This window comes from Candidatus Polarisedimenticolia bacterium (assembly GCA_036004685.1).
Taxonomy (GTDB): domain Bacteria; phylum Acidobacteriota; class Polarisedimenticolia; order Gp22-AA2; family AA152; genus DASYRE01.
Genome location: DASYRE010000050.1, coordinates 32,583 through 52,629, shown reverse-complemented (window position 1 = coordinate 52,629; position 20,047 = coordinate 32,583). Strand labels below are relative to the sequence as shown.

Annotated in this window: 14 protein-coding genes; 4 read left to right on the top strand and 10 right to left on the bottom strand. The window is 68.1% G+C overall.

Going from position 1 to position 20,047, the window contains the following annotated elements:
* Positions 1 to 78: 78 nt before the first annotated feature.
* The 5 genes from VGR67_13600 to VGR67_13580 all read right to left on the bottom strand — a co-directional run bounded on the left by VGR67_13600 (position 79) and on the right by VGR67_13580 (position 3,857).
* Positions 79 to 1,494 carry an OmpA family protein gene (locus VGR67_13600; protein HEV8337446.1) on the bottom strand — a complete coding sequence of 472 codons (1,416 nt, stop codon included), beginning with the start codon at positions 1,492 to 1,494 and terminating at the stop codon, positions 79 to 81.
* 141 nt (positions 1,495 to 1,635) lie between these two features.
* Positions 1,636 to 1,794 (bottom strand): hypothetical protein, encoded by a 159-nt coding sequence (locus tag VGR67_13595; GenBank protein HEV8337445.1) that lies wholly within the window; start codon positions 1,792 to 1,794, stop codon positions 1,636 to 1,638.
* 23 nt (positions 1,795 to 1,817) lie between these two features.
* On the bottom strand, positions 1,818 to 2,090 hold the full coding sequence (locus VGR67_13590; protein ID HEV8337444.1) for a hypothetical protein: 273 nt from the start codon (positions 2,088 to 2,090) through the stop codon (positions 1,818 to 1,820).
* 8 nt (positions 2,091 to 2,098) lie between these two features.
* Complete coding sequence (locus VGR67_13585) at positions 2,099 to 2,662, bottom strand: hypothetical protein (protein HEV8337443.1); 564 nt, start codon at positions 2,660 to 2,662, stop codon at positions 2,099 to 2,101.
* Between the two features lie 214 nt (positions 2,663 to 2,876).
* Positions 2,877 to 3,857 carry an ornithine cyclodeaminase family protein gene (locus VGR67_13580; GenBank protein ID HEV8337442.1) on the bottom strand — a complete coding sequence of 327 codons (981 nt, stop codon included), beginning with the start codon at positions 3,855 to 3,857 and terminating at the stop codon, positions 2,877 to 2,879.
* Positions 3,858 to 3,985: 128 nt separating this feature from the next.
* Between VGR67_13580 and VGR67_13575 the strand changes: the two genes are divergently transcribed.
* A complete protein-coding gene (locus VGR67_13575) occupies positions 3,986 to 4,405 on the top strand; it encodes a secondary thiamine-phosphate synthase enzyme YjbQ (protein HEV8337441.1) in 420 nt (139 codons plus the stop codon).
* Between the two features lie 36 nt (positions 4,406 to 4,441).
* Here VGR67_13575 and VGR67_13570 read toward each other — a convergent pair whose 3' ends face one another.
* From VGR67_13570 to VGR67_13560, 3 genes are read right to left on the bottom strand one after another with little or no spacing between them, the layout of a single operon-like run.
* Positions 4,442 to 4,693 (bottom strand): hypothetical protein, encoded by a 252-nt coding sequence (locus VGR67_13570; GenBank protein ID HEV8337440.1) that lies wholly within the window; start codon positions 4,691 to 4,693, stop codon positions 4,442 to 4,444.
* 55 nt (positions 4,694 to 4,748) lie between these two features.
* Positions 4,749 to 7,043: a sugar-binding protein gene (locus VGR67_13565; protein ID HEV8337439.1), complete on the bottom strand. Its 2,295-nt coding sequence runs from the start codon at positions 7,041 to 7,043 to the stop codon at positions 4,749 to 4,751.
* 35 nt (positions 7,044 to 7,078) lie between these two features.
* Positions 7,079 to 9,556, bottom strand: coding sequence for a penicillin acylase family protein (locus VGR67_13560; protein ID HEV8337438.1), 2,478 nt, complete (start codon positions 9,554 to 9,556; stop codon positions 7,079 to 7,081).
* Positions 9,557 to 10,023: 467 nt separating this feature from the next.
* On the opposite strand from VGR67_13560, the gene VGR67_13555 reads away from it, so the two are divergent.
* Both VGR67_13555 and VGR67_13550 read left to right on the top strand, forming a co-directional pair.
* Positions 10,024 to 10,377 (top strand): hypothetical protein, encoded by a 354-nt coding sequence (locus VGR67_13555; protein ID HEV8337437.1) that lies wholly within the window; start codon positions 10,024 to 10,026, stop codon positions 10,375 to 10,377.
* A 167-nt stretch (positions 10,378 to 10,544) separates the two neighbouring features.
* Entirely contained in the window at positions 10,545 to 13,901 is a 3,357-nt protein-coding gene (locus VGR67_13550) for a PDZ domain-containing protein (protein ID HEV8337436.1), read from the top strand.
* On the opposite strand, the gene VGR67_13545 is transcribed toward VGR67_13550, so the two are convergent.
* Positions 13,810 to 16,521, bottom strand: coding sequence for a DUF349 domain-containing protein (locus tag VGR67_13545; GenBank protein HEV8337435.1), 2,712 nt, complete (start codon positions 16,519 to 16,521; stop codon positions 13,810 to 13,812). The genes VGR67_13550 and VGR67_13545 overlap by 92 nt on opposite strands.
* A gap of 172 nt (positions 16,522 to 16,693) precedes the next feature.
* On the opposite strand from VGR67_13545, the gene VGR67_13540 reads away from it, so the two are divergent.
* Positions 16,694 to 17,836, top strand: coding sequence for a DUF3524 domain-containing protein (locus tag VGR67_13540; GenBank protein HEV8337434.1), 1,143 nt, complete (start codon positions 16,694 to 16,696; stop codon positions 17,834 to 17,836).
* A 4-nt stretch (positions 17,837 to 17,840) separates the two neighbouring features.
* On the opposite strand, the gene VGR67_13535 is transcribed toward VGR67_13540, so the two are convergent.
* Positions 17,841 to 19,691: a M14 family metallopeptidase gene (locus VGR67_13535; protein ID HEV8337433.1), complete on the bottom strand. Its 1,851-nt coding sequence runs from the start codon at positions 19,689 to 19,691 to the stop codon at positions 17,841 to 17,843.
* Positions 19,692 to 20,047 lie beyond the last annotated feature (356 nt).

Here is a 20,047-nt window from a genome sequence, read left to right as displayed (position 1 = left end):
CGTGTCGAGGCGGCGCGCCAAGCAAAAGCCCCGGCGGCGGGCCGGGGCTCTCGCGTGCTGGCTCGTGGGGAAAAAACCTTAGTCGAGGCGGGTCAGCTCGACCCGGCGGTTCTGCGCGCGCCCTTCCTTGGTGTTGTTGTCGGCGATCGGCTTCGACTCTCCGTATCCCTTCGCCGTCATGCGCGAGCCGTCAATCCCCTTGCCCACCAGATAATCCCGCACCGCCTTGGCCCGGCTGTCGGAGAGCTTGAGATTGTAGGCGGTGGCGCCCTGGGAATCGGTGTGCCCGCCGATCTCGACCCGGATTTCCGGCCAATCGCGCAGGGAAGCAGCGACCCGGTCGAGCACCGCCAGGGAGTCGGGGGTGAGGACCGCCTTGTTGGTCTCGAAGTTCACCCCTTGCAGGACCAGCTCCTTGCGCCCCTCCTCGAACAGCGGCGCGGCCTTGGGAGCCTGGGGGCATCCGTCGGCGTCGACCGGAGTCCCGGCGGGCGTGTCGGGACACTTGTCCCGGGCGTCGTCCACGCCGTCTCCGTCGCTGTCTCTCGGGCAGCCGCTCGCATCAACCTTCACCCCCGCCGGCGTGTCGGGGCAGCGGTCCAGGCCGTCGAAGACTCCGTCGCCGTCGGCGTCGGTCGGACAGCCTTGGTCGTCGACCTTGGCTCCCGCCGGAGTATCGGCGCACTTGTCCTTCGCGTCGGGCACTCCGTCGCCGTCGGCGTCGTTGGGGCATCCCTTGGCATCGACCGGCCATCCCTTCTCCGTGTTCGGGCATTGATCGATGCCGTCGAACACCCCGTCGCCGTCCGCGTCCGAAGGGCACCCTCGCTCGTCGACCTTCGCTCCGGCCGGAGTGTCGGGGCATTTGTCCTTCTTGTCCGGGACGCCGTCCCCGTCGCCGTCCGCGGCCTGCTTCGGCGCGCCTCTCGGCCCGAAGGCCCACATGACGCCGACCTGGCCTTCGACGTTGTTCTCGCGCGCGTCGATGTTGCCGCCGTGCGCGGTCGAGACGAACCGGCCGTCGAGCCGCAGGCCGAACCGATCGGTGAAGAACCAGCGCACCCCGCCGCCGGCATTGAAGCCGAAGTCGTGCCGGTCCCCGAAGCTTCCGGCGTCGAAGCGCTCCCAGCCGATCCCGCCGGTGACGAACGGGCGGACCTTGCTCCCTTCCATGAAGTTGTAGAGCACGTTCAGCCGAAAGGCGTCAAGGTCGACGTCGACGTTGGGCAGGGCCAGGGCAGGATCGAAGTCGGTCTGGGTGTCGAGGCGCTGGAAGGACCCTTCCAATCCCCAGTGGGAGGTCAGAAATCGTCCGACCCGGCCGCCGAACAGGATATCGTCCTTGGGATTCGCCAAGTTGTAGTCATCCAGCCACCCCATGCCGGTATAGAGCCCGATTTCGATGTCCCCCTTCTCTCCGCCGTCCGCGAACAGAGGCGTCGACCACGACAGGATCAGGCACGCAGCCAGGATCGAGGCATTCTTGATCGTCATGTTGGCCCACCCCCGAAGAGTAAGTGAGGGTCTGTTTATACCCGGGCGGGGGTTATGTCAAATGCGGGGGAAGGCTCGGATGGAACCCCCGCCGGGCCGCAACCCGGCGGGGAGAGTCCAAGGATGGGAAGGGGGGGTGGCTCAGGTTTCGTTCGCCGAGGCGATCCGCGACAAGACCGATTCGACGGCGCCCAGGGGCACCTGCACGTGGACTTCCTCGTCATCGGAGTCGACGTCGATGACCAGCATGCCGTCGCGCACGGCGACGCTCACGTCCTCCTCCGCGTCGTGGACTTTCACCAGGACGCAGTCCGGCAGGCTCCTCAGCTCCTCGGCGGCGGCCTGGAGCGCCGGAAATATCTGCTCGCCTCGGGAGGGACGTGGCGCAACGCCCGGTCAGGGACGAAGGCCATCGCCAGCGGCACGGTCGCCGCCGGGACGATGACCCGGATCGAATCGCCCCCCGGGTGTTTCTCCAGGACGGAAACCCTCACCGAGCCCGCGTTGTAGACCAGTCCGCCGGCCAGGACGAGCCCCGCCCCCGCCATGCCCACGGCTCCCGACAGGAGGGTCACTCCCTTCTGGTTGTTCCTCATGGCGTCCTCTATTCCGAGATATTCTGGGAATCGACCCAGATCCGGACGTTGCTGCCTTCGTCGTGAACGGTGACGAAGACCTCGTCGCCGTGCCGGCCCAGCGCGCGGATGGCGGCCGCGACGTCGAGCTCCTCGCTGCCGCCCGAAAGGAGTGCCTCCACGACGTCCATCGGGACCTGAACGTCGACTTTCGTGCCTCCCTTGGCCTTCCCTTCGCGAACCTTCACCACGAGCCTGCCCTTCTCCTTGGCCACCCGGACGTCGTCTTTCCCTTTCTGAACGGTGACGAATTCGCCGTCGCGGGTGTCCCGGACCGCCTCCAGGATGGCCCGGAGATCGACCTTCTTCATGTCGCCCTGATCCAGCCGGACCTTGCCATTCTGGAACCGGTCGACCTGAATCGCCGGCAGGACCTTCTCCGCCAGGGTGAGCGGCACGTTGACGTGCACCGTCTCCCCCCCGTCGCGTCCTTCCTCGACCCGGACGTGCAGCCAGCGCTCCGCCGGCGCCGCCCAGGCCGAGGCGCCCGCCGCCAAGCCCAGGATGACTGCGCCTGCCCATAGCTTCTTCATGATCGTCGCCTCCTGTGGATTTCGGCTTCGTCAGTGTCGCGTCTCCGAAATCCCGTTCCATGAGGGGGTTGACCCGCGGCGGGTTCCCGCTGTCGGGTCCAAACCCCTTTTAATTCGGCCGTCGATCCATCCCGGCTGGACGGCCTCGATGTTAACGTTATTTCCGAGACGCAACACTGGAGACGGATTCCGGAGGCAGGAAGTTCCCCGGTTTTTATTCCGGCGCCGCGGCGCGGCGCATCACCAGCTCCGCCGCCGCGACGTCCTGGACCCCGAGCCCGGTCAGATCGCAGAGGGTGATCTCCAGGTCGTTCTGCCGCCCGGGCTTGAGACCCGCTGTGATCTCCCCCAGCTCCGCGTCGACCTCCTCCGGCGTCAGGACCCCGGCGGCGACGGCGTGGTGGATCTCCCCGAACCGGAGGCACTGCGAAAGGCTGTCGGCCACCAAGCGATCGGCGCGCGACAGGACGTCCGGGAAAAGCTCTCGTTTGCCGGGATCGTCGGAACCGACGGCCGTCACGTGGACTCCGGGACCGAGCCACTCGGCCCGGACCAGCGGCTCCCTGCTGGCGGTGACCGTCAGGACGATGTCGGCCCCCTCCACCGCCTGGCGCACCGAACCGGCCGCGGTGAAGCGCGCCAGCTCGCGCATTCCAGGATGCGCCGCCATCTCCTGGGCGCAGGCCCTGGCCCGATCCGGGTCCCGTCCCCAGATTCGCGCTTCCCGGAACGGCCGGACGAGGGCGAGGGCCTCGAGCTGTCGCCGCGCCTGCGTGCCGCATCCCACCACGCCGACCACGCGGGAATCTCGCCGGGAAAGGTGGGCGGCCGCCACCGCACCCGCGGCGCCGGTGCGCAGGTCGGTGATGAGGCCGTTGTCCAGCAGCAGCGCCACCGGCGCGCCCGTGACGGCGTCGAAAACGAGAACGAGCCCGCCGTTGGCCGGCAGATTCCGGCTCCGGTTCTCCGGAAAGGCGGAGGCGACCTTGACGGCCCAGAACTTCCCGCCCTTCACGAAGCCCGCCTTCACGTGGACTTCCGCGGCGCCGGGAAGGTTGAGGTGGATCACGCCGGGGAGGATCGCCCGGCCGGTGGCGTAAGCGGTGAAAGCCGCCTCCACCGCTTCCCGGCACGAGGCGGGATCCAGCAGCCTGGCTATGTCGTCTTCCGACAGCACGGGAAGCTCGGGTCGCATGGGCCCAAGACTATCGACGGCTTCCTCCGATTACAAGAGGGAAGCCGTCCCGCCGCCTCGCCGGCGGTTCTGTTATCCTCACCGGCGTCCGATCCGGAAAGGCCGGATCGTCCGCCTCGGAGAAGGGAATGAGACATTATCGCAAGGAGCTGTGGTTCAACGTTCCCGGCCGGCGCGGGATGGTCCGGATCACCGAAGTCGTCCGGGACTGTCTCGCCGAAAGCGGCATCCGCAACGGCCTCGTCCTGGTCAACGCCATGCACATCACCGCCTCCGTGTTCATCAACGACGACGAGAGCGGGCTGCACCAGGATTACGAGGAGTGGCTCGAAGAGCTGGCTCCGCACGCCCCGGTCGATCGGTACCGGCACAACCGGACCGGGGAAGACAACGCCGACGCCCATCTCAAGCGGCAGATCATGGGACGCGAGGTGGTCGTCGCGATCACCGACGGCAAGCTCGATTTCGGCCCCTGGGAGCAAATCTTCTACGGCGAGTTCGACGGCCGCCGCAAGAAGCGCGTCCTGGTGAAGATCCTCGGCGAATGAGGACGGCCGATTCCACCCTTCTCCCCTACCCCCTCGTCATTTGCGAGTGGCGGGGCCCAGTCCTCTGACGGGGCCGGGGTACGGATCGCAGAGGGTGATCTCCAGAACGCCCTGCCGTCCCGGCTTGAGACCGGCCGTGATCTCCCCCAGCTCCGCGTCGACTTCCTCCGGCGCCAGGACCCCGGCGGCGACGGCGTGGTGGATCTCCCCGAACCGGAGGCACTGCGGAAGGCTGTCGGCGACCAGGCGATCGGCGCGCGACACGACTTCCGGAAACAGCTGCCGCATTCACTCGCTATTGACACCCGGCACGACACCGAACCCCTAAGGGAAGGAGGGTGTCTCAGAACTGTCGCCGGGAGGGTCGGCTAATCGCGGCGGCGCGGGCTTCGGATTGATGGCGGAGGGGCGTTCCCAGCCGGTAATTGTAGGACAGCTTCACGAAGGCGGTGCGCTGGACAGGGAGATAGCCAGACGCGGGAGCGCCGGCGAAGGGGTCATAGTCATTGAAGCCGACCTCGCCGTACCCGACATAGATCGCCGTGTTCGGGTGCGGCGTATAGCTGTAGAGCAGGCTGCTGGAAAGCCGCCGCAGATACGAATCGTACTCGACGATCGAGCGCGCCGCGGTGTTCCTCGTGAACTGGAAGACGGTACGGTTGCGGTAGATGTCCTGGTCGTAGAAACGTTCGCCGGTCCGTGAATCGGTCAGACGGGCCTTCAGGTAGAGGAACTCCGATGAGAGGCGGTCGTTGGGCTTCACCGTCACGTCGGCTGAGATCTGAAGCTGGTCCCCGACGACCGGTCGCACCGGATCGTAGTTCACCGCGCCCCCGACCTGCAGGTAGGTTGAGAACAGGACCCGCTTGAATCGCTCGACCTCGACGCCGGCCTGATAGAATCGGTACACGAGCTTCGCGCCGCCGAAATACTCCCGCTCGACCACCGTGAAGAAGCTCGCCGAAAGGCCGTCCGGAAACACGGCGTCGAGCCCCCCGCCGAAATAGCTCTCGTCGAGGAAGCCCTCGCTCGTGCGCTGGTAATTGGCTATGGCGTAAGGCTGGAGGGCGACGAGCCGGGTCTGGTCCTCGGGCCGAAAGTCGTAGGCGAGGCGCCCGAGGTCGCTGCGAATGCCCGTCCGGCGGGTGAAGCCGGCCTCATTCCGGTATCCGTCGCCGATGAACTTGTCCGAGAGGATGGCCTTCAGGTGCTGACCGTCATACGTCAGCCGGGCGAGGGAGAAGCCGGAACTGGTGGTCACCCCCAGTGCGTCGCGTGAGCGGGTCCCGCCCACCTGGTAGGCGAGGGTGGCGGAATCGGAAAGCCGGAAACTCCCGTCACTCTCGATGACGGTGTTCGAGGCGTCGGCGAACCGCCAGTCGTTCACGAAGCCGCCGACCGCGGAGCCCTCCCCCACGTCCCAGCGCAAGCGTGCGAGGGTGAACTGGGCATTGTGACCGTAAGCGGGATCGCCTCGCGCCACGCGGAGGCCCGGCGCGGCATCGGAGGCCGCCAGCAGCCCCAGCGCCGTACGACCGAGCTTCCCGCTGAGCTTCACGCCCCAATCGGGGTCCACGATGGTGCGCGTATCGACCATCACGATGGCGGCGCCGGACGGCTGGGCGGGCAGGAACACCTCGGCGCCCTCGAGGAAAAACGGCCGCTTCTCGGGATAGAAGAGCGGGAAGCGCTGGTTGACCACGATCTGAGGGACATCCGACTCCACCTGGGAGAAGTCGGGATTGGCCGCCGCGCTCAGGACCAGGTGCGGCGCGATCGCCCAGTTCGCCGTGAGCCCGGGATCAAGCCGGTTCACGTAATGCAGCCCGTCTTCTTCGAGGCGCTCGCCGGAGCGGGAGAGAGTGACCGTCGGGATCAGATCCAGCGTGCGGCCGCTAAAGACGTCGTCGAGCCCTCCGAGACTTCCCATCTGCACGAGCAGGCCCGAGATGTCCCGCCGCACCGGCGTCCAGGAGTCGCGTTCGGCCCGGCGCGCGATCCAGCGCTGCACGTGCAGGCCCCACAGCTGCCCCTCGCCGGAGGCGAAGCGCAGCGTCTTGAACGGAATCGCCACCTCGACGATGTAACCGTCCTCGACCACCGAGCCCTTCGACTCGAAGAGCCCATCCCAGCTCAGATCCACCGAGTCCTCATAGTGCCGGCTCGCCACGCCCGCCGACGTCTCGGTGTAGATCCCGTCGGCCTGGACCCCCAGCGGGTTGAAGAAGAGCGCGTAGGCGCGCTGCCGGTCATTGTAGGTGTCGAGGTAGATTCCGACGTAGTCATCCACGAAGAGGTCGTCACGGCGCGCGACGCGCGCCCGCACCGCGGCCGGATCGCGGTCATGGGCGTAAAAAGCGACGTACAGGGTCTCAGCCGTGAGCATCATGAAGACCTGGGTCCGCTCGCTGGGTTGAGTGTTGTCGCCCGGGTCGATCTGGGCGCCAAGCTCGAAGCCGGCCGCGCCGTCCCATTCACCCGGCGAGAGGATCCCGTCAAGGGTCGGAATCCTTTCGACCGCCGGCGCGTCGACTCGCCAGGGTTCCGGTGCGGCCGGCTCCTGGCCACCCGCCGCACGCGCCGCCGTCGCGACTGCCGACAGGGTGAGCGCGGCTGCGATCCGGAGATGCGTGGCCACGTCCTGTCTACGCGGTCCTCGCCCGGGGCCGGAAATCACCGAGGCTTCGGCGGCGCGGGGGCATCCCCGCCTTCCGTCCTCTTGCCAAGCGGAACGAGAACCTGGGTCTCGACCGCCGCCCGGGCCACGGCCTCGCGTGAGAACGGGAAAGGCCGCGTGTTCACCGAGCGCCAGTCCGCGAGCTGGTCTTTCCAGTGGGGACTCGAGGGGTCGCCGGACTCTCCCAGGGCGATCCCCTGGCGCGAGCGGTCCCAGTCGGAGAGGTCCGCGACAAATCGCATGGACACGAACATGCCGGCGTTCACCGTCTCACTGCTACCCTCCGTGGCTTTGGGCAGAGGGTCGATGGAGAATCGGGTCCCCGCCTGGGGGAGCTCGCCCAGGGGGTGCGGGAAGAGGACCGGGCGGCCCACGCGCCCCCAGGTCCACAGGGTCTCGTCGGCGCCGGCGCGGCGGGCGAGGTCCGCCCGCGCCTCCTTCCAGCAAGCGAGCAGAAGATCGGCGTAGGAGGAAAACTCCTTCGGGAGCCAGCCGGCCGGCCGTTTCGTCACGAGGGTGTCGATCACGGTATCCCGATTCGGCCAGTCGTAATCCTTCACCCGATCGGCTCCCAGGGCGGCGGTGAAAAGCTTCTGCGCGAAGGCGCGGCGCATGGCGGCGGCGAGGGGAAGCACGCGCGAGTCGGCGCTGGCGCGCCCATCCCACTCGTTGAACGCCTTCACCATCGCCGCCCATTCCGGAGTGGAGGGGGTCTGGGCCTTGGCAACCTCGACGACTGCCCGGGCGAAGATCGCATCGGCGTAGGCGTAGGTGTCCGCCTGGATCGTCTGGAAGTCGGCTGCGGAGAGCTTGGGCTTCGAAGCCAGGAGCTCCGAGATTCGGTGCGCGCGGTAGGGGACCCCCCACGCCCGTGTGATCAGATGCGGATAGCCGCGACCGACGACCCGGTTGTTGGCCGTCACGATGGAGCCGGAGGGCGGGTCGAGGAGATGGGGCAGATCCCCCAAGGGGACGTAGCCGGACCATTCGCCGGCGTCCGTCGCCCCGGAGGCAGGGACCGTCCCGTCACCCGACACCCGCATGGGGATGCGCCCGGCGGCGTAGTAGCCGATGTGTCCCGAGGCATCGGCGTAGACGAAGTTCAGCGGAGGGCCGGCGAAGCTCTGCAGCGCGGCCGTGAATTCCTTCCAATCCGAGGCCGTGTCGAGGCCGAAGAAGGCCGCCAGCTCGCACGCGTCGGGATCGAGCGCCGTCCACCGCAAAGCGAACCGCTTGCCGGCCGCCTCCAGCACCACCGGGCCGTGGCGCGTGAGAATCACGTCGCGCTCGACGACCCGGGCCGCCGCCTCCGGCTTGTCGCCCCGCACCAGGATTCGTTCCTTGCGCACCTGCGCGGCGCGCGGCCCTGCAGGCGTCGGGTACTTGCCCGCGGCATCGAGGCTCTCGGCGTAGAGGTCCTGGACGTCGGCCATGAGGTTCGTCACCCCCCAGGCGATTCGGTCGTTGTGCCCGATGAGGATGCCCACCGCGCCCGGTGCCGTGACGCCCGCGGCATGAAACCCCGGCCCGCTCAGATGCGTGAGATACCAGAGGGAGGGGGCCGACGGGGAAAGATGTGGATCGTTGGCCAGGAGCGGCTTGCCGGTGACGGAGCGCGCGCCCCCCACGACCCAGCTGTTGCTCATCGCGGCCATCTCGGCAAAAAGACCGACGCGGTCGAGGGCGCGCCGGACGACCGCCTGCGACACGCGTGCACCGAGGAGCGCCCCCCGCGGCAGCGCGGCCGACGAGGCAGGCTTTGCCGTCCCGCCCGGGGAAGGCGCGTCCCCTCCCAGGAGCACGACGTCCAGCGGCGAATCCTCGGGGAAGAGCGCCGCCCGCCGGTCCTCCGGAAGGTCGGCAAACGAGGCCCGCAAGAGGTCCAGAGGCCATGAATAGCTCAGGTCGAGGGCGAACAGCTTGCCGATCACGAGCGAATCCGCGGGCCGCCACGGTTTCGGTTGGTAGCCGAGGAGGTGGAACTCCAGCGGCAGACCGGCGTCGCCGTGCGCCGCGATCCAGGCGTTGACGCCCTCGGCGTAGGCCGCCAGGGCCTCTTGCATGCGAGGAGGAACGCGGGCGACGAGCCCGTCGGCGAGCATGCCGAACCCGAACACGCGCGCCTGCGCGTCCTGCTCGAGAACGGCATCGCCCAGCACCTCGGCGAGCTCGCCCCGCGCGGTGCGGCGCAGCAGATCCATCTGCCAGAGCCGGTCGGCCGCCGTAACGAATCCCTGAGCGAAGAAGAGGTCGTGCTCGCTCGCCGCTTCGATGTACGGAATGCCTCGTCCGTCGCGCCGGACGGTGACGCGCTCCCCGAGCCCGGCCACGGCGATCTGGCCGCCGCGGGAGGCAGGCGATCCCCAGGAGGCTGAGGAGCACCCGGTGGCGACGGCATTCGCCGTCGCGATGGCGATAAGCAGGACGGCGCGCAGCAAGGCGCCCGTGGGGGAACTGGGGTGTCTGAGTGTCATGACCCTCCGCCGGCCGCGCCTCAACCCTGGGCATCCATCTGTTTGCGCAGGCTGAGCGGGCGCATGTCGTCCACAACCCTTTGACGTATTCCAGGCATTCGGCTTTTGAACGGGTGGGAATTATAAGCCCGGTTTGGGGATCCGATAGCGAGGATTGCGTCAACCCGACGGTTGTGGAACCCCTGGTTCTTTCGTCCGATAAGGCGCGGCGCCCGCTCAAAAACGAAAGAAGAGACTTGCCGCTTCGTACGACCAGGCGTGGAGTGTCAGGAGTTTTAGCAGCTCAGTCAGCCTACTTTGGCGCCTGCTGATTGCTCTCGGCATCGCGTGAGGAACGTGTCGCGCGGTGGAGTGTTCCACCGATTCCTGCCAGATGGGCTACAAATTCGTGATCGCCTTGCCCAAGCCGCGCCCCCGCCCTACGTTTCCCGGAGGATCGTAGAGAAGAGTCCATGACGGGAGACACCATGAGCAAAAAGGTCCTCATCGGAGTGTTCGCCGGGCTTTTGGGCCTGATCGCCTTCAACTGGATCACGACGGGAGAGGCGGCTCTCATCCCGACCACCCCGCTCTCCGCCGAGGGCAGGAACCTCGCCCGTCTCGAGGGAGAGTTCGTCAGCGCGACCCATGATTACTATCAGGCGAGCCGCAGCGCCGGATTGACCGGCGCCGACACCACCGCGAGCGCCCGGGCCGCCCTCGAAGAGCTCGATCGGATCGAGGCCGAGCTGCTCGAGATGCAGAAAAACCACCCGACGCCCGCGGACAGCCGCCGTATCGATCAGATCCTGGCCAACCTCCAGAAAGTCAAGAAGAGCTAGCCTCCCCCAAAGAGCACTCTCCTCCTCGCCGCGCCGAGCCCGACGGGCCCGGCGCGGCGCGTGGCGGTGACGCGTCTCCGCGCGTGGCGTGGAATCCCGGACGCCAACCCCACTTTCACAACTCTCCCGCCTCGGATAGAATGCCGGCATTTCCAACCGGAGGACACGTGATCGCTCCCCCCCCGCTCCGTATCTTCGCCGTCGCTTCGCTGCTCCTTTTCATCCTTATGCCCCAGGCCTCGCCCGCGCGCGGGGCGGACGTCCCCGTGGACGGCTTCTATCGCTATCCGAGCCAGGGAGGCGGCATCATCGTCTTCGCCTCCGAGGGCGATCTGTGGAAGATCCCGGCGGGAGGAGGGATCGCGACGCGCCTCACCGCCTACGAAGGCGAGGAGAAATTCCCTCACCTCTCTCCCGACGGCAAGCTGATCGCCTTCACCGCGCAATACGAAGGTAACGACGACGTCTACGTGATGTCCTCCGCCGGCGGCGAGCCCCGCCGCCTGACCTTCCACCCGATGCCCGACCAGGCGCTCGGCTGGACGAACGACGGCAAGATCCTCTTCCGCAGCCGGCGGGACCATCCCCATTCCGATTTCCGGGTCTACGCCGTGCCCGCGGAGGGCGGAATCCCGCGGATGATCCCCCTGGAACCGGCCGCCTGGCTCAGCTTCGAGCCGAAGGGCCGCCGCATCGCCATGCAGAAGTTCGGGCTCGAGTTCCACAACTGGAAGCGTTACAAGGGGGGGCAGGCGGAGCAGATCTACATCGGCACCGTCGAGCCGCTCGCCTTCACCGAGGTCACGAAATACGACGGCAAGGACGCCTATCCGATGTGGGCGGACGACGGCCGGATCTACTTCCTCACCGATCGCTGGGGGCGCCCCAACCTCGCTTCGATGAAGCCCGACGGCTCCGACGTGAAGCGCCTGACCACGTTCGACGACTACGACGTCCGGTGGCCTTCGCTCGGAGACGGCCGGATCGTCTATCAGCACAAGATGGATCTCTGGTCGTACGACCTGGCCTCGGGAAAGAACTCCCAGGTCTCCGTTCAGCTGCCGAGCGACCGCCTTCAGGTGCGCGAGCGCTTCGCGGATCCGATGGCCACGCTCGAATCCTGGGGTCTGTCGCGGGACGGAGAGCGCATCGTCCTGGAGACGCGGGGCGATTTGTTCGTCACCCGCACGAAGAAGAAGGGTCTCATCCGCCGCGTCACCGAGGACAGCCTCGCCCGCACCAAGTTCCCCGCCTTCGCTCCCGACGGGAAGACGATCGCGGCATGGACCGAGGTGAAGGGGGAGGAGCAGCTTCTTCTGCACGCCTCGGACAACGGCGCGGAGCCCCGGCAGGTCGGCCGCGTCGAGCCCGGCTGGCACTATCCGCCCGCCTGGTCCCCGGATGGCCGCAAGCTCGCCTGGGGCGACGAGAAGTGCCGCCTCCAGGTCTCCGAGTCGACGGGCGGGACGCCGATCGTCGTGGACCGCGGGCAATGGGAGATCCGCTCTTACGACTGGTCTCCCGACAGCCGCTACCTCGCCTACGCGGTCCTCCTGGAGAACGGCCTGAATCAAGTGAAGATCTGGGACAGCCAGACGCGCAAGAGCCATGAGATCAGCGACCCGATGTTCAATGCCTATTCCCCCGCGTGGGATCCGGAAGGCCAATACCTCTACTTCCTCGCCGATCGCTTCATCAATCCCTACCTCGACCGGCTCGAGGCCCGCTTCATCATCAGCAAATCCTCCCTGCCCGTGGTGGTCGCGCTGCAGACTGACGGCAAGCTCCCATTCGCGCCGCGCAGCGACCTGACCCCTGCCGAGGAGAAGAAGGACGACTCCGACGCCTCCAAGAAGAAGGAAAAGCAGGATTCGAAGAAGGGGAAGGCGAAAGAGAAAGCGGCGTCGCCCATCCGGATCGACTTCGAGGGGATCGCCGGCCGCGTCGCGGAAGTCCCGGTGGCGCCCGGAGCCTATGACGCCCTGCGCGCCGTGGAAGGGAAGCTCCATTATCTGAGCTTCGAGACCCAGGGGATGATGCCGCCCGAGGGCGAGGACGACGATGACGACGAGCAGCCCGCCGATCTCAAGACCTACGACCTGGAGAAGGAGAAAGCGACGACGCTGGCCTCCAAGGTCCTGGGATACGACGTCTCCGGCAACGGCGAGGTCCTGGTCTATCGCACGAAAGCGGGCTTCTTCAGGGTCGAGGCGGGAGCGGCCACCGCCCCGAAGCCCGATCCCGACGACCCCGACAGCGAAAGCAACCGCATCGACCTCGAGGGCTGGACGGTCCGCATCAACCCGCGCCAGGAGTGGCAGCAGATGCTCCGGGAGGCCTGGAGGCTCCAGAGGGACTTTTTCTACGATTCCCGGATGCACGGCGTCGATTGGGAGGGCGTCTGGAAACAATACGGGACGCTGGCCGATCGGATGGCCTCGCGCGACGATCTGGAGGACCTGCTCGGGGAGATGCTCGGCGAGCTGAGCGTCGGCCACGCCTACCATTGGGGAGGCGACCTGCACCGCGGGAAGACGGTGGGGACCGGATTGCTGGGCGCCGACCTCGACTACGATCCGGCGACCGGGTTCTGGCGGATCGCCAAGATCTACGACGGCGACTATCCGACTCCGGGAACTTCCTCCCCGCTCGCCCGGCCGGACCTCAAGGTCCGGGCGGGGACGTGGCTCGTCGCCATCGACGGGAAGCCACTGGTCAAGGGGGAGGACTACCTGCGGCGGCTGGCGAACCGCGCCGGCGTGGAAGTGGAATTATCGGTGAACGACGCGCCGAAGCTGCAGGGGGCGAGGCGGATCGTCGTCAAGCCCGTTCCGAACGACATCCCGATCCGCTACGCCACATGGATCCGGGAGAACCGCGAGTACGTGGACAAGATGAGTCACGGGAAGATCGGGTACCTTCACCTCTACGACATGGGGGGCATGGGGCTCCGGCAGTTCGCCCGCGACTACCCGCCGCAATGGAGGAAGGAGGGGCTGATCATCGACGACCGGTGGAACCACGGAGGATTCGTGGCGCCGATGATCGTCGCCCATCTCGACCGGAAGCTCCTTTCGGTCGGAGGCAGCCGCTACGGCGGTATCGCGACGACCCCAGATCGCACCTCCAACCGGGCGATGGCGGTCTTGATCAACCGCCAGGGCGGCAGCGATTGCGAGACGCTGGCGCAGGAATTCAAGGACTTCAAGCTGGGGCCGGTGATCGGCACCCGGACCTGGGGGGGATGGGTCGGGTTTCGCGGCGACAAGAAATTCCGGGACGGCGGGGTCACGACGCAGCCCGAATTCGGAGGGTGGGATCCGCGCGGAAAGGACTGGATGATCGAAGGTCACGGCGTCGATCCCGACGTTCAGCTTGACCTTGGGCCCGACGGATTCCTGCACGGCAAGGACGTGCAGCTCGATTACGCGATCAAGGATCTCCTGGAGAGAATCGCGAAGAACCCCCCGGTTCTCCTCCCTGCGCCGCCGGTGCGTCCTCGTCCTCTGGTGCCGCTGAAGTAGGCGGGGCCTCCGGCTCCGAGCCCGGGGCGGCGGCCGTCTCGGGGCGGCGCGCCGGCCGGCGCGCTGGATCTCCCGTGCGGCGGGCGGCCTCCGCGGGACGCTTCGGCTCGGCGTCTCCCAGAATGCGGCGGCAGGCCTGCTCGAAGCGGGCCGTGAGATCGGCCCGAAGCCTGGCGGGGACGTAGCCGGCCCGCTGCCAGAGCGCCTGGGCACTCCGGGCCTCCTCGGCGGCCGCCCGGGATTTCGACTCGTCCTTCTTCGCACCTCCGCCAATCGTGTTGGCGGCCATGGCGTCCACCCAATGGGCCGCCAGCCGCTCGGCCGGCGACGCGCCGCTTTCCACGGCCGGCAGGCCCGGCGTCGCGAGCTTCTCCACGCGCCCGCAGAGCTCCTCCAGCTTCCGGACGTTTTCGCTCACGTCCCACGCCGAGCCGCGCACCGACTCGGGATAGGCGAGCACGAGGCGATCCAGGGCGTCGCGGAAGCGATCCTCCAGCTCGGCGGTCCTCTCCCGGGGCGGGACGCTCGCCTGCTTCCAGCGATCCACAGCGGAGCTCAGGAGATGCTGAAGCCCCTCGGGAGGGCCGGCCGGCGCGCGCTCTCCTCCGGGAAGGTGCGCTTCGAGCTCCGCGATGAGGGCCTCGAGCTCGGCCGTCCGGGCCGCTTTTTCGATGTCGCCGCGCCGCTTGTAGCGCTCGAAGAACCGATCGCACGCCGCGCGGAATCGCTGCCAGAGAAGCTCGGACTCCCTGCGGCTGACCGGCCCGATCGCCTTCCAGTCGGCTTGCAGCTTCTTGAGGGCCGCGGCCGTCGCCTGCCAGTCGGACGAATCGGCCTGCGCCTCGGCCTGGGCGCACAGCGACAGCTTCGCTTCCCGGTTCGCGGCCATCTCGTGCCGGCGCTGCTTCAGGTTCTCCTTGCGGCGGGTGAAGAAAGTGTCGCAGGCCTTGCGGAAACGCTCCCAAATCGCCCGGTCCCGGGAAGGCCGCGAGGGTCCCAGGGTCTTCCATTCCGACTGCAGGGCCTGGAGCTCCGTGGCCGTCTTGATCCAGTCGGTCGACTCCGCGAGCGCCTCCGCCTTGGCGCACAGCGCCTCTTTCTTGGAATACTGCTCCTGCCGGAACTCCTCTTCGCGGGTCCGGATCGCGTCCCGGATCGCCTTGAAGCGCGTCCAGATGTCCTGGGCCCGGTCTCCGGACGCGCGGCTCGCCTTGTTCCATTGCTCCTGGAGCGGCGCGAACCGGCGGGCCGCCTCCAGCGGCGAGTCGAGCCCGCGCAACGCTTCCGCCTGCGCGCAGAGATCCTCCTGGACGCCGGTATTGGCCCAGCGCTCCCAGTCCTCGCGGTTCTTCGCCTCGAGGAACTTCGGCATGAGATCGGCCTGGATCGCCTTGATCCGCTTCTCGAGGGCGGACTGCTCGGAGCGCGAGGCGAGCGGGCCGGGCTCGTCCAGGGCAGACTGGATCTGCTTCATGGCGCGGGTCAGCGCCTTGAGGGAAGGTTTCTCGGCGCGGGCCAGCCTTTCCCCCTCCGCGACGAGACCCGACAGTCTCTGCCGGTTCTCCTCGCTGCGCTGCTCCTTCTGCCGGCGCGCCTCTTCCTTCTCTTGCTGCACCTTCTCCGCCGTTTGCTCCGATCGCCACGCGCCCAGGCGGGATTCGCAGGCGCTCGCCGCGGCGTCGAAGCGCCGCTGCAGCGCCTCGCCCTCCTCGGTCGCCAGGAAGCCGAGACGATCCCATTCGAAGCGGGCCTCGCGGAGCGCCTCTTCGGCCTGCGGCGGGAGGGCTTGTTCGAGCTTTTCGCACAGGGCCCGCCGCGGCGCGATGTTCCGGGCGGCGAACTCCTCCTCGGCCTGCTCGCGCTTGCGCCGCTCCTCGAGCTCCGTCTGGTTCCGGACCAGCCGCTCCCGCGCGGCGTGGAGCGCCTGTTGAAAGCGCTCGGCGACATCGTCGTCGACGTCGGGAAGGAGATCGATCCAGGCTTCCCGTACTTCGGCAATCCCGGCCGCGAGGCTGCTCGACCCCTCCGACTGCGCGAGCTCCTCCATCCTTCCGCAGATCTCGATTTGCCGGCGCCGGTCGGTGCCCGGGCGGGACGATTCCGCGGCGCGCTCCGTCCGGCCGGAGGCCAGCATGGCGCGCGCCTTCTTGGCGGCCTGTTTGTCTTTCGCCCGCTCGGCGACCGGAGCCAGGATGTCTTCGAGCGAGGTGCCCTCGTGGGAGGAAGGGTCGAGGGAGGCGATCCGATCCAGCGCCGCGAGGGCGACCTCGGAGTGGTCGCTCTTGCGGGCCACCGAAGCCAGCTCCGCGGCGTCGGCGATTCCCCGGAGCGCCGCCAGGCAGACGCCGACGTGGCGGCCGTGTCGGGCCACGCTACCCAAGGCCCTCGGATCCTGCAGCCTCTCCAGGGCCTCGCGGCTGACCGCCTCGTTCACGGAAGAACGGGCGACCGAAACGAGATGCCGCCGCTCGACGAGGCCCTCCAGCGCCGCCCAGGCGGTGTCGAGATCCCCCTCCAGCGCCAGGCCGTGGAGGACTCCGACGGCTTCTTCGCGCACCCGCTCGTCGCCGTCGGTCCGCGCCACCTCGGCAAGCAGGGCCGGGTCGTTCAAGTCGGCCACCGCTGCTCGCCGCACGGCCGGATCATCATGTTTCCACTCCGGCACGTTGCGGCGCCGGTCAAAAAGGCCCATCGTTCGCGACCCCTGATTCGAGGATACTTGAATTATACGCAAAGTCCGGATGAAATGCCTCGGGGAGTTCCCTTCTCCGAGCCGGAGGCGCTGTTTTTCGATGAACATCCTGGCCCTGGAGCCCTATTACGGCGGCAGCCACCGCGCCTTCCTGGACGATTGGGCGGCGCGCAGCCGCCACCTCTGGACGCTCCGAACCCTGCCGGCCACGAAGTGGAAGTGGCGCATGCGCCACGCCCCCTACACGATGGCCCGCCAGGTCGCCGGCCTGGGGGACGCCGCGAGCTGGGACCTCCTCGTCGCTTCCGACATGCTGAACCTGGCCGAATTCCGCGGTCTCGCGCCGCGGTCCGTCCGCAGCCTGCCGGCCCTGCTCTATTTCCATGAGAACCAGATCACCTATCCCGTCGAGTACGATCAGGAGCGGGACCATCACTTCGGCTTCTCGAACATGAACGCGGCCCTGGCGGCGGATCGCGTCTGGTTCAATTCCGCCTTCCACCTCGAGTCCTTTCTCGCCGGGCTGCAGGCGCTGCTGCGCCGGATGCCGGATCACCGTTGTCCCGGCGCGGTGGAGCGCATCCGCGAGAAGTCCCGGATCCGCCCTCCCGGGATCGATTCCTTCCCGGCCCGCGGGGCGCGGCGGCAGCCGGGCCCGCTGCGGATCCTCTGGGCGGCGCGCTGGGAGCGCGAGAAGCGGCCCGGCGTCTTCTTCGAGGCGCTCGAGCGCCTCGCGGCGAGGAACGTCGACTTCCGAATCGCCGTCCTCGGCGGCGGCAACGCCTCCCCGATCGATCCCGCCTTGGACCGGGGGCGCGGTCGCTTCGCCGACCGGGTTCTTCGATGGGGATACCTGGAGCGGACGGAGTACCGGGCGGCGCTGCTCGAGGCGGACGTCGTGGTATCGACCGCGGAGCACGATTTCTTCGGGATCGGCGTGGCCGAGGCGATCGCCGCCGGCGCGTATCCGATGCTGCCCGATCGGCTCGCCTATCCCGAGATCCTCCAGGACGCCGGGGAGGAGGCGAGAGGACGCTTCCTCTACCCCGGGGGGGCCGGCGACCTGGCCGGGGCCCTCGAGCTTCTCGCGCGGCGCCTCGACGCCGGCAATCTCTGGGAGGGGGATCCGGACGGCGGTCGCCGGGCCGTGATGCGCTTCGCCTGGTCCCGTCTCGCGCCGGAATACGATCGGGAGCTCTCCGAGATGATCGCGGAGGGCGCCCGGCCGGACGCTTTTCCTTGAGGTCCTACTTCGCGGCCGCCAGCGGGAGGCGGTCGACGCTCTCCAGGCGGGCCACCGGATAGAGTCCGAACCGCCGGTCCCACCAGGGAGAACGGCGGTAGAAGAAGGCGAGACGGGCTTCGGGACTTGCGGCGAATTCCTTGTCCTCGGCCAGCTTCGCCTCGAACGCCGTCCTCAGCGCCGGGTCTTTCTCCAGCATCTCGCGCGCCAGCTTCTCCATCACGTACGCCTCGGCGTACTCTTTCTGCTCGAAGACGGCGTTGAAGAACCCCCAGGACACCGCCGAATCGGGCGCCTCCGGCTCCAGGAAGTGGATCGCCACTTTGGCGGCGGGCTGGTCCAAAGGGACGAGGACCGACCCGGGCGGGAAGGACAGAGTCTCCTTCACGGGGGAGCATCCCTCCTGCGCCTGCCCGGTCCGGCTCTCCGGCGGCGCGAAGAGCACCTGCCGTCCCTCGTAGGGATGATCCAGCCACTTCATCCCCTCGCAGCGGTAGGTCTCGACTTCGCCCGTCCAGGGGGAGGCGAGCCGGCGCAGCCTCAAGCCGTGGGCTTCGAGCACCTCGACGACCGCCGTCCATTGGGCCGGGACGAGGTAGGCGGCGGGCGGGCGGACGGAGCGGCTGACCTTGAGGACGGTGGGACGGGGAATCTCCGTCTCCTCGGTCTCCGGCAGATACTCGATTCGCATCGAGCCGGAAACTTCGCTGAGGCTGCGGCGGTAGCGCGCCCCCCGATAGGGCATCTTCTTCGTCTCCTCCCCCGGTTCCACGCGAATCGGGAAAGGCTCCCAGGCGCCGGCGCGGCCGGCGGCGATCATCGCCTCGTCCGCGGCGCGGTTCATTCTCACGAGCTTCTCCGCGTCCCGGTTCAGCAGCTCCAGAAGAGCCCGCAGGATTTCATAATTCCCCGTGACGCGCGTCCGGTAATCCTTGAGCATGTGCATCTCGACGAGCAGCGCGGGCCGGTTCCGCAACGCCGCGTAGCCGGTGGAGAAGCGGGGGGTGGAGGGCCAGCTCGTCAGCCCCTTGCTCGGATCGGCGTCATCCTTCAACGCGATGAACGGGGAGATGGCGTGCCCCGCCCGGGTGACGCCTTCCTCCAGCGCCGGCGCCACGACGCTCCTTTGCCAATCGGCGGCGGCGGCCCAGCTTTCGGGGCCGGTCTCGAGGTAGTAGGTGACGTCGTACGCGTAGTCCGCTCCGTCGGTGACGTGGTCGTCCACGAAGAAATCGGGCCGCCAGCGGTTCCAGAGCCTCAGGAACGCCCGCGTCTCCGGCGCGTCCGCCTTCATGTAGTCGCGGTTGAGGTTGAGATTCTGCGACTGGGTCCGCCATCCCATCTCCTCCGGCCCGTTCTGGTTGATGCGGTTGAAAGGGCCGAACCGCTCGTGGCCGTCGGCGTTGTAGATCGGGAGGATCACGACCACCGCCTTGTCCAGCAGGGCGGCCCGTTCGCGGGTGACGAGCATGTCGCGGAGAAGCGCCAGGCACGCGTCTTTGCCGTCCATCTCCCCGGCGTGGATGGCGTTCTGGATCATGACGATGGGGCGGCCCGCGGCGTGCAGCTTCTCCGGGTCGAACACGCCGTTCTTCGAGGCCACCGCGGCCACGAGGTCTCGGCCCTCGCCCGTCTTGCCGAACGTCTGTAGTCTCAATTCCTTCGGCGCCGCCTTGGAGAGCCGCCGAAGATAGGCCATCGTCTCCTCGTAACGAGGCGTCGTCCGATAAGCGCTCCCCTCGGCAGGGGTCGCCCAGCCCGCCGGGACGCGCGCCAGCGGTGGCTCGGCCGCACGGAGGGGGGATGCGATCCAAAGACTCAGCAACAGCAGGCGGGTGGTGCGCAAGGGTGGCATGGGTCCTCCGGAGCTCGGGGGCGGTCCCGAAAGGAGACGGCGCCGGATCATAGCGGCTTCGCGGCGCGCGTGTCATGCGGCTCCGGGAACCGGCGGTTGATGGCCCTTTCCGCGAAGCGGCAAAAAAACTTTGGCTGCTTTCCTCGCGGCCCTGACCCGGCGAGCCGCCCGGCGCCTCCGGGCGGTGGGGGGCGAGAATTGTCCGCTCTCGGGATGCCGCGTCCCATCCCCGGACGCCCGGACGCCGCGCCGTCCCGGCCGGACCTGCCCAAGCTTCCTGAAATGAGACTTTTAGCGCGCGCTTCGGACGGCACGCATCCTGCAGCGGCAGGGCCGCTCATTCAGGCCCATCCCTT